This window comes from Robinsoniella sp. (genome assembly GCF_034124845.1).
Window position 1 is genome coordinate 1 of the sequence record NZ_JAWYAJ010000428.1, and the last position, 15,777, is coordinate 15,777.

At 41.5% G+C, this 15,777-nt stretch carries 15 protein-coding genes; 11 read left to right on the forward strand and 4 right to left on the reverse strand.

Annotated features, from left to right (window positions below; all coding sequences use genetic code 11):
• Positions 1–828 (forward strand): LacI family DNA-binding transcriptional regulator (locus ACH2DQ_RS21080; protein WP_395028214.1); only part of this gene is annotated, 828 nt, incomplete at its 5' end.
• 105 nt (positions 829–933) lie between these two features.
• Here the strand turns inward: ACH2DQ_RS21080 and ACH2DQ_RS21085 are convergent.
• Complete coding sequence (locus ACH2DQ_RS21085; protein ID WP_394914437.1) at positions 934–1,344, reverse strand: hypothetical protein; 411 nt, start codon at positions 1,342–1,344, stop codon at positions 934–936.
• Positions 1,345–1,738: 394 nt separating this feature from the next.
• Between ACH2DQ_RS21085 and ACH2DQ_RS21090 the strand changes: the two genes are divergently transcribed.
• From ACH2DQ_RS21090 to ACH2DQ_RS21100, 3 genes are read left to right on the forward strand one after another with little or no spacing between them, the layout of a single operon-like run.
• Complete coding sequence (locus ACH2DQ_RS21090) at positions 1,739–3,631, forward strand: beta-glucoside-specific PTS transporter subunit IIABC (protein WP_394914438.1); 1,893 nt, start codon at positions 1,739–1,741, stop codon at positions 3,629–3,631.
• On the forward strand, positions 3,624–4,898 hold the full coding sequence (locus ACH2DQ_RS21095; protein ID WP_394914439.1) for a DUF4038 domain-containing protein: 1,275 nt from the start codon (positions 3,624–3,626) through the stop codon (positions 4,896–4,898). Before ACH2DQ_RS21090 ends, ACH2DQ_RS21095 begins: the two co-directional genes overlap by 8 nt.
• Positions 4,899–4,914: 16 nt before the next feature.
• Positions 4,915–6,321, forward strand: coding sequence for a glycoside hydrolase family 1 protein (locus ACH2DQ_RS21100; protein WP_394914440.1), 1,407 nt, complete (start codon positions 4,915–4,917; stop codon positions 6,319–6,321).
• Between the two features lie 241 nt (positions 6,322–6,562).
• Here ACH2DQ_RS21100 and ACH2DQ_RS21105 read toward each other — a convergent pair whose 3' ends face one another.
• Positions 6,563–7,588, reverse strand: a complete 1,026-nt coding sequence (locus ACH2DQ_RS21105; RefSeq protein ID WP_394914441.1) for a LacI family DNA-binding transcriptional regulator — start codon at positions 7,586–7,588, stop codon at positions 6,563–6,565.
• Positions 7,589–8,048: 460 nt separating this feature from the next.
• On the opposite strand from ACH2DQ_RS21105, the gene ACH2DQ_RS21110 reads away from it, so the two are divergent.
• From ACH2DQ_RS21110 to ACH2DQ_RS21135, 6 genes are read left to right on the forward strand one after another with little or no spacing between them, the layout of a single operon-like run.
• The gene (locus ACH2DQ_RS21110; protein ID WP_394914442.1) at positions 8,049–9,167 is read left to right on the forward strand and encodes an extracellular solute-binding protein; all 1,119 of its coding nucleotides are present in this window, start codon (positions 8,049–8,051) and stop codon (positions 9,165–9,167) included.
• A gap of 58 nt (positions 9,168–9,225) precedes the next feature.
• Positions 9,226–10,260, forward strand: coding sequence for an ABC transporter ATP-binding protein (locus ACH2DQ_RS21115; RefSeq protein WP_394914443.1), 1,035 nt, complete (start codon positions 9,226–9,228; stop codon positions 10,258–10,260).
• A complete protein-coding gene (locus ACH2DQ_RS21120) occupies positions 10,250–11,932 on the forward strand; it encodes an ABC transporter permease (protein WP_394914444.1) in 1,683 nt (560 codons plus the stop codon). The genes ACH2DQ_RS21115 and ACH2DQ_RS21120 overlap by 11 nt, the downstream gene beginning before the upstream one ends.
• A 15-nt stretch (positions 11,933–11,947) precedes the next feature.
• Positions 11,948–12,808, forward strand: a complete 861-nt coding sequence (locus ACH2DQ_RS21125; RefSeq protein ID WP_394914445.1) for a sugar phosphate isomerase/epimerase family protein — start codon at positions 11,948–11,950, stop codon at positions 12,806–12,808.
• Between the two features lie 4 nt (positions 12,809–12,812).
• Positions 12,813–13,532 carry a phosphatase gene (locus ACH2DQ_RS21130; protein WP_395028219.1) on the forward strand — a complete coding sequence of 240 codons (720 nt, stop codon included), beginning with the start codon at positions 12,813–12,815 and terminating at the stop codon, positions 13,530–13,532.
• Positions 13,533–13,540: 8 nt separating this feature from the next.
• Positions 13,541–14,212, forward strand: coding sequence for an MgtC/SapB family protein (locus ACH2DQ_RS21135; protein WP_394914447.1), 672 nt, complete (start codon positions 13,541–13,543; stop codon positions 14,210–14,212).
• A gap of 32 nt (positions 14,213–14,244) precedes the next feature.
• On the opposite strand, the gene ACH2DQ_RS21140 is transcribed toward ACH2DQ_RS21135, so the two are convergent.
• Entirely contained in the window at positions 14,245–14,433 is a 189-nt protein-coding gene (locus tag ACH2DQ_RS21140) for a DUF3795 domain-containing protein (protein ID WP_394914521.1), read from the reverse strand.
• Entirely contained in the window at positions 14,381–14,533 is a 153-nt protein-coding gene (locus tag ACH2DQ_RS21145) for a hypothetical protein (protein WP_394914448.1), read from the reverse strand. The genes ACH2DQ_RS21140 and ACH2DQ_RS21145 overlap by 53 nt, the downstream gene beginning before the upstream one ends.
• Positions 14,534–14,855: 322 nt before the next feature.
• On the opposite strand from ACH2DQ_RS21145, the gene ACH2DQ_RS21150 reads away from it, so the two are divergent.
• A complete protein-coding gene (locus tag ACH2DQ_RS21150; RefSeq protein ID WP_394914449.1) occupies positions 14,856–15,371 on the forward strand; it encodes a GNAT family N-acetyltransferase in 516 nt (171 codons plus the stop codon).
• The last annotated feature ends 406 nt before the right edge of the window (positions 15,372–15,777 follow it).

Below are 15,777 nucleotides of genomic sequence, written 5' to 3' on the forward strand. Positions count from 1 at the left end.
ATACTGGAGCGAAGTTCCAGTAAGAGCGGGGTGTTTTTTATGGAAGACATGGAGCGTGCCGTCAACCGCTGCGGTTACCAATTTCTGCATTTAACCTATTATGAAAAAAAACAGGATCTGGAGAGTCTTCTTCAGGAATGTAGAGAGCGTAATGTCAGAGGGATATATATCATGGCAGCTGAAATGCGGCAGAGTGATATCTATCCATTTCTCCGGTTAAAGATCCCCATTGTAGTAGGAGATAATCTTTTCTATGACCAGGGACTTGACAGCTATTTGGTTGACAACCGGGAGGGAATCCGAAGGGGTGTGGGTTATCTGGTAGATAAAGGCCACAGCCATATTGTATATCTGGCTGAGAATATCGATATATTTAATTTTGTGGAGCGGCGGGAAGCCTTTATTCTGGAGATGGCAAGGCGGGAATGCGGAGATGCCTGCAGCCGGATCAGGCATCTGGGAAATACGGTGGATGAAGTGTATGAGTCTATGGAAAGGTACCTGGATGAAGGAATCTTTCGCACAACGGCTTTTATTCTGGAGAGTTCCGTAATATCGCTGGGGGTCAGCAAGGCTCTTTTGGAGCGGCAGATACGGATTCCCCGGGATGTGTCGCTGGTGGGATTTGATGCACTGCCGCCTGTTAGTCTCCTGGGCATTCAACTGACACTTATTAAGGGCACCCATACAAAGCGTCATCTGGCTGCAGTGAAGCATCTTCTTCGCCACATGGAAGAGGCGGAAGAAGAGACGGTGAGAATTTATTATAAAACAAGGATTTTGGAAGGGGACAGTGTTTTCGATAAAACAAAATATATTTATACGTAGTGCCAGAGGCGGATTGTCAGGGACTTTTTCATTACATCGCCCCAAATTACGCAAGAAAAACGGGAACCTGGTGGTGGCGGTTGCTGTATATCTAAATTAAGACATTCATTCGTTTATAAATTCAATATGAATATCTCCGTTGTTATTTGCTGCTGTCAGAGTCTTGGTACCGCTCTCTTTGCTTGACGGCAGATTACTTTCACCTTTCTTGCTGTCACAGGAAATAGCATAATCGTCATAACTTCCCACCAGCGAGCCAGTTATATCTCCATTTTTTGAAGTAAGGCTTATTGTGTTTTGGACATTCAGTTTCTCAAATACAATGCTGCCACCCTGAGAAGAAAGCAAAACATCTCCATTCACAGTCATTGCAGGTAGTGAAATATCATCATTCGTGGTGGATAATTTTAGAGCTGTTAAAAGTGCATCCGGCACCTGCAACGTTATTTTGCGAGAACCTGCAGCAGATTTGCCGCCTATATAATCCGTCCACTCTTTATCACTTACGGCGGTCATTGTCAGCGTATGATTATCAGAGACGGATATATCGTAATACTCTTTGCTATTTTCGAAATAGTTAGTCTTTAATGATAATGGTTTTAACTCGTCCTGCTTCGACTTCCACCATCATGGCGGTGAAGCCGGGGGGCGAAGAGAATTGTTTAAACATTCAGATGACCGGCATGCTTTTAAAGAAAATTTAAAAGCATGTTGTTTTTTTACAAATTTTTAGAAATATCCGTTTCGTTTTTGGGAGAAAATTAACGTATAGATAGAAAAATCCGGAGGGGATTGTAAGAGGAATTGAGAAATGCTAAAATTCAGACAAATAAGAGTTGAGCATTTTTATACATGCTCTGGCGCGCATCTTAAAAAACAATTCATGCAGTTGACTTTAGGAGGAGAGATCATGGCAAAGAAAAATTATGACGATTTGTCAAAAAAGATAGAGACCTTTGTAGGTGGGTCTGATAACGTAATTTCTTTATTTCATTGTGCTACGCGTCTTCGTTTTAAATTAAAGGATAGAAACAAAGCGGATAAAAAGAGTCTGGAGCAGCTGGAAGGCGTCATTACGGTGATTGAAAGCGGCGGTCAGATACAGGTTGTAATTGGAAACCAGGTAGCAGATGTGTATGAAGCGATTTTAAAAAATACAGATATTAAGGCTGCGGATCAGGAAAAGGAAAGCACAGAGAATAAGGAGAAGAAAAACGTTCTGAACCTGTTTATGGAAACCATTTCCGGGATCTTCGCACCGGTGCTGGCGGCAATGTGCGGAGCCGGTATGTTAAAAGGAATCCTGATCTTATGTACCACTTTGGGATGGCTGACGGCAGAGATGGGGACATACCGGATTCTGTATGCCGCTGCGGATGGGGTATTTACATTTTTGCCTGTTTTCCTGGCATTTACTGCTGCGAAGAAATTCCATGCAGACCAGTTTGTGTCCGTAGGGATTGCAGCAGCGCTGGTATATCCGGATATAACGGCAGCCTTTTCCGCTGGAGAAGCTCTGACTTTTATGAAAATACCGGTGGTATTGGTTAGTTATACTTCATCTGTGATTCCCATTATTATATCTATTTACGTATTATCGAAATTGGAAAAAGGGCTGAAACATATTCTGCCTGAGATCTGTAAACGTTTTATGACACCATTACTCAGTCTGGTTATCATGGTTCCGGCAACTTATCTGGTCATTGGTCCCGTAGCTGATTTTGCAGGAAAAATGTTGGCATCCGGTTATACAGGCGTGGTGGGATTCAGTCCCATTATTGCAGGCTTTATTCTGGGACTGCTCTGGCCGGCAGTTGTAATGTTCGGTCTCCATTGGGGATTTGCACCAATCGTATTTAACAACATAGCAGAATATGGACGTGATACTTTATTTACTATAACAGGACCCAACAATATGGCACAGGCCGGTGCGACCCTGGGTGTATTTTTAAAGACGAAAAATAAAGAACTGAAATCCCTTTCCGGATCGGCAGCATTGTCTGCGGTACTTGCCGGTATTACGGAACCTGCAATCTATGGTATTACTTTAAAATATAAAAGGCCATTTTTTATCGGTGCTTTTTTTTCCGGTATTGCAGGAGCCATCGTGGCTGCCAGCGGAGCCGGGGCACCCACCCTGTTAACAACCAGTATCCTGACGCTGCCCGGATATATCGGCAAAGGCTTTGCGGGATTCTGTATCGCATGTGCCATTGCATATTTTGGTTCTGCAATTGTAACTTATCTATTTGGATTCCAGGACAGTATGCTGCCTGAGAATGATCATAATACTAAAGTAAAAAGTGCGGGGGAAGAGAGGATCGTCAGGGGAGAAGCAGAGATGACTGCGCCAGTCAATGGAAAAGTCATTTTGCTGTCGGAAGTAAGAGATGAAGCATTTGCATCGGAAGCCATTGGAAAAGGAATAGCAATGATTCCGCAGGACGGCAGAATCTGTGCACCGTGCGACGGCGTGGTGAGTGCCCTGTTCCCCACGGGCCATGCCATAGGGATTACCTCCGCCAATGGAGCGGAAGTTCTGATTCATGTGGGAATGGATACCGTAAGATTAAATGGAGCAGGATTTACGTCACATGTATCTGAGGGACAGATGGTAAAAGCCGGCGATCTTCTGATAGAAGCCGATTTAGAGGCAATTCGGAAAGCAGGATATGATACCACAACGCCTGTTATTATCACGAATACAGAGGATTTCGCTGAAGTGGAAACAGCCGGTGTGGGCTTGGTAATGGCAGGCGTTCCTGTAATCATGTTGAAAATGCGGGGGGATAAAATTGAGTAGGATAAAGATTCATGAAAATGGAAGTAACTTTATATTGGATGGGAAGCCGTTCTTTTATCTGGGGGATACGATCTGGAGCGCATTTACTAACGTAAGCCTGGAAGAATGGGAGTATTACCTCAGCATTCGAAAGGCACAGGGATTTACCGTACTTCAGATTAATACCATGCCTCAGTGGGACCGCTGTATTTCCGATATTGGTCTGTATCCCTTTCCCACAAAAGACGGGCATAAATTTGATTTCTCCCAGTGGAATCAGGCGTATTATGACCGGGCAGCCAAAATGTGCCGCATGGCGGTGGATCAGGGATTCCAGCTTGCCCTGGTGGTACTCTGGCTGAATTATGTACCGGGTACGTGGGGCAGCAGAATGCTGAACATGAATGTAATGCCGGAAGAATTTGTGGAGGCATATACCAGGAAAGTGATAGCGGAATTTGATGAATTTGATCCTGTCTATGTGGTAAGCGGAGATACGGATTTTGATACTCCGGAGGCGAAAGCGTACTATGGAACAGCACTCAGGGTGCTCTGTGAGAACAGTCCGAAATCCTTAAAGACCATGCATATTAAACGGGGATATGATGTAATACCGGAAGAATTTCTGGACAGGCTGGACTTCTATATGTTTCAGTCGGGGCACAATGCCAGAGAACAGCAGATGGCTTATGTACTTCCGGAACGATTCCGGGCAAAATACCCCAGGAAACCCATGATCAATGCAGAGCCCTGTTATGAACAGATGGGATTTAGCAGACAGGAATATGGACGGTTTGAAGCAGTGGACATCCGCAAGGCAGCATGGAGCAGCATCTTATCCGGTGCTTGTGCAGGAGTCACCTATGGAGCACATGGCATCTGGAACTGGCAGAAGGTAAACTGTCCGAAAAATCCGGTTCTGGGAGAAGGATTCGATGAGCCGCTGCCCTGGCAGGAAGCGATTAAGTTTCCGGGTGCGTGGGATTATGGATTTATCCGGTTTAAACTGGAGGAGTATGGGATACAGGAGTTGACTCCGGTAAATGACTGCCTGGAAAATCCCTCTTCTGATATCCGCATGGCAGCGGCAGAAGACCGGTATCTGATTTATCTGCCCTATAACACGAAAGTGATCATTGGACTGGAATTAAAGGGATTTACCGCAAAGGCTTTAGATCTGGAGACGAGATATCTGGCATGTGTTGATATGGAACAGAAAGGCGGCAGAACAGTCATTTCCATGCATCCGTTTCACAAAGATGTGCTGTTGATTTTGGAAAAGAAATAAAATGGAGGTAAGAAAAATGCGTGAATTTCCGGAAGGTTTTCTCTGGGGAGGGGCAGTTGCCGCAAACCAGTGTGAAGGAGCTTATAAGGAAGATGGAAAGGGACTGTCTATTCAGGATGTCCTGCCACGGGGAATCCGGGGAGAAAGAACGTCAGTTCCTACTGAGGATAATAAAAAACTTGCAGGCATTGATTTTTATCACCGCTACCGGGAGGATATCAGACTGTTTGCAGAGATGGGGTTCAAGGTATTTCGGACCTCCATTGCATGGAGCCGGATCTTTCCAAATGGTGATGAAACAGAACCAAATGAAAAGGGACTGGAATTTTATGACCAGGTCTTTGATGAATGCCACAAATACGGAATAGAACCCCTTGTTACTATTTCCCATTATGAGACGCCATTATATCTGGCTGAACATTATAACGGCTGGGCAAACAGGAAAATGATCGGGTTTTATGAACGTTATGTCAGAACGCTGTTTGAACGTTTTGGAGGTAAGGTAAAATACTGGCTTACATTTAATGAAATCAATTCTGTGCTTCATGCCCCGTTTATGAGCGGCGGCATCCATACCCCTGCAGAAAAGCTGACGGAACAGGAACTTTACCAGGCAGTTCATCATGAACTGGTTGCAAGTGCCCTGGCAACGAAGACAGCACATGAAATAATGCCGGATGCTAAGATCGGGTGTATGATTTTAAGCATGCCCATGTATCCGTTAACTCCGTCACCGGATGACATGATTCAGGTCATGGAAGAGGAACACAAAAACTATTTCTTTGGAGATGTTCATGTGAGGGGCACCTATCCGGGATATATGAAACGCTATTTCCGGGATCATCATATTCAGATTCATTTTGAGCCGGAAGATGAAGAGATCCTGAAACATACCGTAGATTTTGTTTCCTTCAGCTACTATATGAGTGTCTGTGCCACTGCCGATAAAGAGAAGCAGATAAAAGGCAATGGCAATCTGTTAGGAGGTGTACCAAATCCCACATTAACGGCTTCCCAGTGGGGATGGCAGATTGACCCAAAGGGGCTGCGTTATGTATTGAATATGTTCTACGACCGGTATCAAAAGCCTCTTTTTGTGGTTGAGAACGGTCTGGGTGCAGTGGATGTGCTTACAGAAGACGTCCACGGAAATAAGACCGTGGAAGATGATTACCGCATCCAATACCTGCATGACCATCTGGTGCAGCTGCGTGAAGCGGTGGAAGATGGTGTAGAGGTTCTGGGATATACAACCTGGGGATGTATTGACCTTGTCAGCGCTTCCACCGCAGAATTGAAAAAACGATATGGTTTTATCTATGTGGACCGGAATGATGATGGAAGCGGGACATTGGACAGATATAAGAAAAAAAGTTTTTATTGGTATCAGAAAGTGATTGAAAGCAATGGGGGAATATTGTAAGACTGATTTCACTTGTATGTTTAGCTCCAGTTTTGGAGATTCTCTAATTGCCGGAGGTGATCCTGTGCATTTTCTTCGTGTACGGAAGAGCAGATGGCAGACAAGGACAGGGGTTGAGTAGGCGTGCCGCAGAATTGGCAACGCCTGCTCAACCTCTGTCCTTGTCTGCCATCTGCTCTTATAGATTTTATATAATAAATTTTCTATACAGTTGGCTTGAATTACCTGGAGGCCAATTAATTCAAAGTCTGCCGCTTAATTTTTTTACGCTCTGCCGATTTAAAAGTTCCGGATAGAAAGTTACTTTCTTTGCTATTTTTCGATCCCCGGACATTCGCTCACACAGTATATTAACAGCTTCGTACCCAATCTGATAAGGATGGACATCAATAGTGGAAAGGGGAGGCTGAGAATATTGGGTGGGATAGGAACCATCATGAGCTACGATGGATATGTCATCCGGAACACAAAGTCGTGACTCGTTGAGGGCCTTAAGAGCGCCGAGTGCAATAGGGTCATTAGCACAAAAAAGAGCGGTAGGCATTGCCTGTTTTTTGGAAAGCCACCCCTTCATGGTAGCATAACCCCGTTCCACACGGTCTTTTCCGTGCTTGCTTTCGTATACCCACTCAGGGTGGAAGCAGTTATGGGATTCCAGAATTTGTTTGAAAATTTCTTTTCTGGAGCCGAACTGGTTGGTTCCCGGAGCTTCTTCTACCCCCAGATAGCCAATTTGGGTATGTCCGTTTTCGAATAAATGCTCAAGGGCCATAGACAGAGAATCATAATTGCTATGTGTAATGTGATCGATCCGTTCTGGATAATAAGAAATGATTCCGGTGGTGGCCATGGGCACGGATGGAAAGTGAGATGTAAATAGCTGAAAATCTTTCAGGGAATAATTTCCTACAATCAGAATCCCATCAGTAGTATTACGATAGCTGCTTAAAGCATCGATTGTAATAAAATTACATAAGATTTGATGTTTGGTACATGCATCCTCAATACCTGTTCTGACGGAAAAATAGTAAGAGGAATCTATTTGATTCCGAAAAGTCTGTTTCTTATGAAGAACTGTTATGTTGGACTCAGAATTCTGAGTCAATATTTTTTTCCCCTTTGCCACATACCCCAGTTTGTCAGCGGTCATGAATATACGGGCTTTTGTCTCGGCAGTTATGGACAAAGTCTCATCATTTCGCAAAGCTCTGGATACAGTTGCGGATGAGAGGCTAAGAGTTTCCGCGATTTCTTTAATGGTTGCCATAGGTTAATAACATAGCCATAAGCTATGCACTCCTTTCTTAATGTTAATTTCATTATATAATAAATATTTAGTAAATACAACTGGTATTTACTAAATTAACGCTTGATATTTTCTTTCTGTTAGGTCAACAGTTTATTTTAACTATGGCCTAATTACAGAATAAGGAAAATAATAACAGATATTTTCATAGGACAATTGGCTTATAATGGGCATATACCGGAGTTTACGCAGTTCTTACAATAGTTTTACTAAAATTTACATATATTTCAGTAAAACTAATTGACAATTTAGTAAAAATATAGTATCGTATGAATAACAAAAGAAAAAAGGAGGGCAAAATAACAAGAGGACATAGCGAATAGAGAGATTTTTGGGGAATGATTTACGGATGTGCAGGATTAACAGGTTACATAGTACAATGAATCAGAAAAATGGAAGGGATTTGGAAAGGATAAAGACTATGATTAAATTTAAGAAAATGGCAGCAATATTTTTAGCAGTTTCATTTACCATTTCTGGTTGTGGCAGTAATGCAGAGAAAGAAAAAGATGGTAAGCAGGAAGAAGCAACAGTTGAGGATACAACCAAAGAAAATGCAGGTTCAGAAGAAAAACAAAATGGCGGAGAAGAAACAATTGTAGTTTATTCACCTCAGGGAGATGAACTGCGAGGAACCTGGATTAAGGATAAGGCAAAAGCGGAACTTGGTCTGGATATTCAGTTTCTGTGTGCGGGAGGAGGAGAACTTTCCGACAGATTGGTTGCAGAGAAGAATAATCCCCAGGCAGATGTGGTAATGGGATTGGCTCAGACCGCTATGTATAAGTTGAAAACCGAGGATATATTAGACGTATATGAACCGGCATGGGTAAAAGGTCTGCCAGAGGTATATCGGGACAAAGACGGGTATTTTAACAGCTTTTGGCAGACGCCCATTGTAATTGCCTATAATCCTGAATTCCTTTCATCTGATAAGGCACCGAAAGGGTGGGAGGATTTGAATAAACCTGAATATAATGGATTGTATGGTATCGGAGCTACATCATCACAGACAACGAGAACATATTTGGTTGGAATGCTATGGCAATATTATGATGCAGAAACCGGAGATATTTCTCAGGAAGGCTGGGATTTCTTAAGTCAGGTATATGAAAATGCAGGTACACTGCCAAGCTCAGATGCTGATATATGGAAGTCATTTAAGGATGGAGAGCTTCCCATACTGCTATGGTGGTATGGAGGTGTGGTTTCAAACTGTGAGAAAAATCAGATTCCTGTGGAATATGTAAAACCAGAGAGCGGTACTCCTGTGGTAGCAGAAGCGATTGGACTTGTTAAGGGTGGAAAAAGCCAAGATGGGGGAAAGAAATTTATTGACTGGTTTGGTTCGGCAGAAGTAATGGCCGCTTATGCTAAAGAATTTGGACAGGCACCTGCATCACCGGAAGCCATTGCGCTATGTCCGGAGGAAGTAAAAGAGAATGCTACGATGTTTACGGCACAGAATATTGACTGGGAAGTAGCCGCACAGAATTTAGACAAATGGTTGGAAAAAATAGAATTAGAGATTATGCCGTAATAGGATGGAGAAACAACAGGCGGCAAAAGAGCCGTCTGTTGCAAAATGGAGACCGCATATGATTGAAATTAAAGATCTAGAAATAAAATATGGAGATTTTATAGCAGTAAAAGAACTGAATATTGATGTTAAGGAAGGGGAATTTTTTACCTTTTTAGGACCATCCGGTTGTGGAAAGACCACTACTCTGCGTTGTATTTCGGGATTTGAAAAAGCATCCAGGGGCCAGATTGTTGTGTCCGGACGTGACATTTCGGGAATGTTGCCGGAAGAGAGAAATCTGGGTTTTGTGTTTCAAAGCTATGCACTTTTTCCAAGTATGAATGTATATGAAAACATCGCTTTTGGACTGAAAGCTCATAAGGTGAATAAAAAAGTAATACAGACGAAGGTGAAAAATGTGGCAGAGCGAACAGGAATTACAGAGCACTTGCATAAGAAGGTTTCTGATCTTTCCGGAGGGCAGCAGCAGAGAATTGCTATTGCACGTGCGTTGGTATTGGAACCAAGGATTTTACTTATGGATGAGCCCTTATCGAACCTGGATGCAAAACTACGGGTCACGATGCGGGAAGAAGTCAAAAGACTTCAAAAGGAGCTGGGAATTACCACTATTTATGTTACCCATGATCAAGAAGAGGCTCTTGCCATTTCTGACAGAATAGCCGTGTTTAATCTGGGATGTCTGGAGCAGGTGGGTACGCCCCGGGAGATTTATCACTCCCCTTCAAGTGAATTTGTTGCCCGTTTTGTGGGAGAAATCAATTTACTGGAGGGAGAAATCGGTACAGCATTTAAAGAAAAATATGAGTTAAATCCCGTATGTACTTGTTACGTCCGTCCACAGAAGGTCATGGTAGCCCAAAGAAGCAGTATGGAAGAAGAAACAGGATTTTTCCATTTTCCGGCACGAGTAGAAAGTTTTGAGTTTCAGGGAGCTTATTCTAAGGTAAATTTGCTTTTAGGTGACGAGAAGCGGATCAGCAGCCTTGTATTCGCTGATGAGGACCTGTATCAGATTGGTGACGAAGTAAGCGTATGGTTCAAAGAATCAGAGGTGATTGTTTTTGGAGGGAGTGCCCATGAGCAGTAAAAAGCGAATCCAAAAAATTTTATATGGGATATTATTTCTAATTATCGGATGGTTTATTACATCTTTTATTCTTCTTCCGGTGATTGGGGTATTTCGAGAGATTTTCTTTGCGGATGGCAGCTTTAGCATTGATGTAGTGAAAAAACTGACAGCCTCAAAGCGAGTGGTCAGTTCACTAAAAAATACATATCTTATGGCCGTCTGTACCGTTATAACGGTAAGTATTATCGGTATTTTTCAGATTTTGGTCACGGAGTATTTTGACATCAGAGGATCAAAAATTTTATCCGCGGTTTTTCATACTCCATTGATTTATGGCGGTATTTCTCTCGTAACAGGATACAATTACATTTACTCTTCAAATGGTTTTGTGACAAAGCTTTTGGTGGACGTTTTTCCAGGAATGGATCCAAAGTGGTTTACCGGGTTTGTGGGGGTACTTTTTGTACATAGTTTTTCTATGACAACCTACCATATATTATTTGTGAAAACAACGTTTAAGAGAATCGATTACTCTACCATTGAAGCCTGCAGGAGTCTTGGGGGAAACAATATAAAGGCATTTTTTAAGGTTGCGCTTCCGGTTATTAAACCGTCTATATTTTCTGCAACTGTACTTCTGACCCTGATGTCTTTAAACTCATTTGCAGCACCGGCTGTACTTGGAGGGAAAGATTTTTACTTAATTAACAGTATGATTCTTAACCTGAACAGTATAGGAAGCAGAGATTTAGCAGCATTGCTGGCACTGGTACTGGCATTTACCTGTATTATCTTACTGCTGGTAATGAAATGGTTTGAGCGAAGAAACAATTATGTTTCAGTATCTAAGGTCCCTACTAAAATTCGCAAAATGAAAATCAGAAATCCATTTTTGAATGTACTGGTTCATGGAATATCTTATCTGCTGGGGATCATTTACGCGTTACCCATTGCCGGAATCCTGATTTTTTCCTTTGCAGATATTCAGACCATTGTAGACCAGACATTTCCTAAGAGTTTTACACTGGAAAACTATATCCGTGTATTTTCCCGCAGCGTAACTCTTAAGCCTCTGATGAATAGTGTTAAGCTCAGTCTGATTGCAGTGGTAATTGTAATGATTATTTGCATTATTTCGGCACTGGCGATTCACAAAAATAAGAACAAAATGACATTGATTTTAGAATTGACCTTGTTAATACCATGGATGCTTCCGGCAACCATGCTGGCCGTCGGAATGATTTCTACCTATTCACAGCCCAGCATCATGGTTCTGGGAACCGCTCTTTTGGGGGGATTTTGGCTATTGCCTATTGCTTATGCGGTTACCAGCATTCCTCAGGCCATGCGTCTGATCAAGGCATCCCTGTATAATATTAATACATCTCATGAAGAGGCAGCCAGAGCCCTGGGAGCCGGGCCAATTTATACAATGCTGCGGGTTATTCTTCCGGCCATGTTACCTACGGCAGTATCTGTGGGAGCCATTACATTTAACGGATTACTTTCAGAATATACGGTATCTGCTCTTTTATATAGTGCTGATACGGTTCCCCTGGGTATCGTTCTCCGTACACCGGCAACAAACCCAGATCCATATTCGGCAGCAAGTACACTGGTCTATATTGTGGTATTGATGATCTTCTCGGGGATTACTTTGGCTGCAACACAAAAATACAGAAATTATTAAAGAAAGAGGGATAAGATGGAACGATTTGGATTTAATATCAATTTGAAAATGACGCCGGATGATATTCGGACAGTAGGAGAGGCCGTGTTAAGAGATGGGACTTATCAGGCTATTGAAGTTACGTATTATGAGAATATGGAACATGTAGACACAAAGGGATATAATGATGCGGTAAAAGAGATTGCAGACAAATATCATCCGCAGGTACTGGTGCATATTTCAGGTTTTAATTTAGCAGAAGAAAACAGCACCCTTCGAAAAGGAATTCTAGAAGAAATAAAAAACTGTATCGCCTATACAAAATGGCTCGGAGGAAAAGAGATAATCATCCACTCCGGTGATAGAGGTGCAGGTATTCATGTGCCTGTTCTGCGGACTGATAAAAAACCCGCTAATGCAAAAGATGTTTATGAAAAGGCATTTCGTCTTTCGGTAGAAATGATGCAGCGTGCATGCGATATGGCAAAAGCAGAAGGTATCATCCTTTATACGGAGAATCTCAATGGAGCTCAGCTTACTATTACCACAGAAGATTTAAAGTGTTATTTAAATGCGGTAAACAGAGAGAATATTAAGCTGGTTTTTGATGTGGGACATTGTTATCATATGGGAAAAGAAATCTATTCGGAAGTAATTGCTGCAGGAAATTTGCTTCACCATTTACATATTCATGATAATCATGGTCCACGTAAAGAGGCATGGCAAGATGAACACCTTCCGGTAGGTGAGGGGACGATTGACTATCATCTATTTATTAAGGCACTCCTGGAAATACAATATCAGGGTCTTTACATGATGGAGTTTTATCTATGTACGGCAGAAAATTTACAAAACAGCAGAAAAGCTTTATTGTCTATATTAGAAAGCAGCAGGTGATGATATGAAGTTAGTTGGTGATTTACATTGCCATACGATTGCATCTGTCCATGCTTACAGCACCCTGAGAGAAAATATTACGGCTGCAAGTGAAAAAGGTTTAAAGGTGCTTGCCATCACAGACCATGGTATTGGATGTGAGGATGCACCGTCAGTTAATTATTTTGAAAATTTACTATCTCTCCCGGATCAGATTGCAGGCATTCGTTTGATAAAGGGTGTTGAAGCTAATATTATGGATTTTGATGGAAATCTGGATATGCCTGAAGAAGCTCTGAAAAAAATGGAAGTTGTGATTGCATCATTTCATACCGCATGCCTGGTGCCGGGAACAAAAGAGGAACATACAAATGCGTATTTAAAAGTGGCAGAGAATCCATTGGTACATATTATCGGACATTCCGGTTCCGCAGAGTTTTTGTATGACTATGAAAAGGTGATACCAGTTTTCAAAAGAAATGGTAAAGTGGTGGAAATAAATGCGCATACGTTTATCTGCAGAGAGAAGTCAATTCCAAACTGCATACACATTGCTAATCTTTGCAAACAGTATGAAGTACCGGTAGCAGTGAACTCAGATGCACATTCGGAATTCGAAGTCGGAGAATGTAAAAAGGCTTTTGAAATGTTAGAAAGTATTGATTTTCCGGAAAATTTAATTATAAATACAGATTGTGGGCGGCTGAATAAATATCTGGAATCGATAGGCTTAGATTCTGAATAGAGATATCCATGTGGTATGAAACACTGCTGAAGCTATTTCTTGCAATTCTGCTGAGCGGAATTATCGGATATGAGCGCGAGCATAAAAACCGGCCAGCAGGTCTGCGGACACATGTCCTGGTATGCGTGGGAGCCGCCATTGTACAAGTCACATCCCTTGAATTCTACGGACAGGTTATGGGAAATTATGCTTCAGACCCCTTTCGTTTGGGTGCGCAGGTCATTAGTGGTATTGGATTTTTGGGAGCAGGTACCATTATTAAAGAGGGAAATAGTATCAAAGGTCTTACCACAGCAGCAAGCCTCTGGGCGGTCGCATGTATTGGAATTACGGTAGGAACAGGCCTGTATAAAGAAGCTGTTTTTTCTACTTTGGCAGTTTATGGCTCCCTCAAGTTTCTTCGAATGTTGGAACGATGGCAGTTAAAGCATAAACGAGCGGTTACTCTGGAATTAGAAATTCTAAATGGAAAAGCGACTATTTCGCAGGTTTTGCAAATAGTGACAGAGTATCATATGAATATTGTTTATATGATGGTAAAAAATACAGATTCACATATTTTTAAAATTGAACTGACTTTGTCTTATAATGAAGATGTATCACTGGCAGATATTATTGAAGAACTGGCTATGATCAGTGGTGTAAGAAATGCTGAGTTTGAACGAGAAGGGAGATATTAAAATTCTCTTTACAGCAAAATGGGTTCATATGTTTAGCTCCAGTTTTGGAGATTCTCTAATTGCCGGATGTGGTCCTGTGCATTTTCTTCCGGCGATTTGGTAGGGTCATCTCCATCAAAATGTTCACATGGCAGTTTGGCGCATTTGCCGCAGTGAGCGTATTTCTTTTCATTTACACAGCATCGATAAATACTGCAGACATCCTCTCCGGTGTATTCCAGCCAGAATGCCTTTCCTTTTTCCTGGGGACACCCTTTGCAGTCTTCCGGAAAGGAAACAGTCAGAGCATATCACACCGCAGCAGCTTAATATTTTTTCCATGGGCAGCCTCCTGAATGTTTTCATCTGATTTGTGAGCAGAGTATTATAGGTTTATTTGTGCATTCTTATTAATGACTTCAGTATAATGGATTCTTTTGCAATATGCCAGAGAAATTTTTCGATTTCCGGCCACAGTCTGATCCAAGAAACCGATATCCTGATTTTTTGATATCAATATTGGAATTTTAGGATTGGAATGAAATCAGTATCTTTACCTTGAAAAATGATTCATGTGGTATTATAATGGTCTGATTCGAGAAAATTGAAAGCCTGTCAGAAGTAATTTCTAAAGTAATATTAGACAGGCTTTGGGAGACTAAAAATGAACATACAAATTAAATCCATTGATGGTAATCAACAATACGGACTGGAAAATCTTTATTTAGAATCCTTTCCAAAGGAAGAAAGAATTGATTTTAAACTTTTAACCGACAAAATAAAAGAGGGGAAAGGAAACTTCCTTGGACTTTTTGAAAATGGTGATTTAGCGGGATTAACCTATTATACACTATACGAAAAAATTGTCTATGTTTTTTATATTGCGATTGATCCTGAGTATCAGTCAAAAGGATATGGGAAATTGATTATTGAACATCTGTTTGAAAAGTTTCCGGGACATAATGTTATGCTGCTTGTTGAAGAATTAGATGAAAATGCAGAAAACAATGAACAGAGAATCAGAAGGAAAAATTTTTATCTGAGTAACAATTTTGATGATAATAATCATTTTTTAGAAGTAATGGGAGTTCCATTTGAATTGCTGCACCGAAAAGGCTATGCTTATGATGTGGAAGACTTTGAAAAAATCCAAGGGTATTTTTTCAGTGATACAGAATAATATTGGCATTACAAAATAGTTGCCTTGCCTTGTGAGAGGAATGATATAATTGTTTTTAGAGCTTTGCATTTAAATGCAAAGCTCTTTGTGCGTGGTCATATTTAAGGATGTAAAACTGTGTGCGGAAATAACTGCCCCGTAAAATAATGCAAGAAATCGAAATACAGTGAATTAAATTCCAAATCCCCCCATGCTATAATTTCCACAAAAGATACGAGGAGGATTTGAAATGAATTATAAAGATGCATCACTTTCTATAGAGGAAAGAGTAGAAGATCTGCTGGGGCAGATGACGCTGGATGAGATGGCAGCGCAGCTTGGATCTTACTGGATCTACCAGCTGGATGACGGGAAGAACCTGTCCCATGAGAAAGCACAGAGATTACTCCACGATGGAATTGGACAG

Excerpts from the sequence above, each read along its gene's own strand:
- ACH2DQ_RS21085 (WP_394914437.1), bottom strand. The coding sequence starts at position 1,344 with ATGACCGCCGTAAGTGATAAAGAGTGGACGGATTATATAGGCGGCAAA.
- ACH2DQ_RS21090 (WP_394914438.1), top strand. The coding sequence starts at position 1,739 with ATGGCAAAGAAAAATTATGACGATTTGTCAAAAAAGATAGAGACCTTT.
- ACH2DQ_RS21100 (WP_394914440.1), top strand. The coding sequence starts at position 4,915 with ATGCGTGAATTTCCGGAAGGTTTTCTCTGGGGAGGGGCAGTTGCCGCA.
- ACH2DQ_RS21105 (WP_394914441.1), bottom strand. The coding sequence starts at position 7,588 with ATGGCAACCATTAAAGAAATCGCGGAAACTCTTAGCCTCTCATCCGCA.
- ACH2DQ_RS21110 (WP_394914442.1), top strand. The coding sequence starts at position 8,049 with ATGATTAAATTTAAGAAAATGGCAGCAATATTTTTAGCAGTTTCATTT.
- ACH2DQ_RS21115 (WP_394914443.1), top strand. The coding sequence starts at position 9,226 with ATGATTGAAATTAAAGATCTAGAAATAAAATATGGAGATTTTATAGCA.
- ACH2DQ_RS21120 (WP_394914444.1), top strand. The coding sequence starts at position 10,250 with ATGAGCAGTAAAAAGCGAATCCAAAAAATTTTATATGGGATATTATTT.
- ACH2DQ_RS21125 (WP_394914445.1), top strand. The coding sequence starts at position 11,948 with ATGGAACGATTTGGATTTAATATCAATTTGAAAATGACGCCGGATGAT.
- ACH2DQ_RS21130 (WP_395028219.1), top strand. The coding sequence starts at position 12,813 with ATGAAGTTAGTTGGTGATTTACATTGCCATACGATTGCATCTGTCCAT.
- ACH2DQ_RS21135 (WP_394914447.1), top strand. The coding sequence starts at position 13,541 with ATGTGGTATGAAACACTGCTGAAGCTATTTCTTGCAATTCTGCTGAGC.
- ACH2DQ_RS21145 (WP_394914448.1), bottom strand. The coding sequence starts at position 14,533 with ATGGAAAAAATATTAAGCTGCTGCGGTGTGATATGCTCTGACTGTTTC.
- ACH2DQ_RS21150 (WP_394914449.1), top strand. The coding sequence starts at position 14,856 with ATGAACATACAAATTAAATCCATTGATGGTAATCAACAATACGGACTG.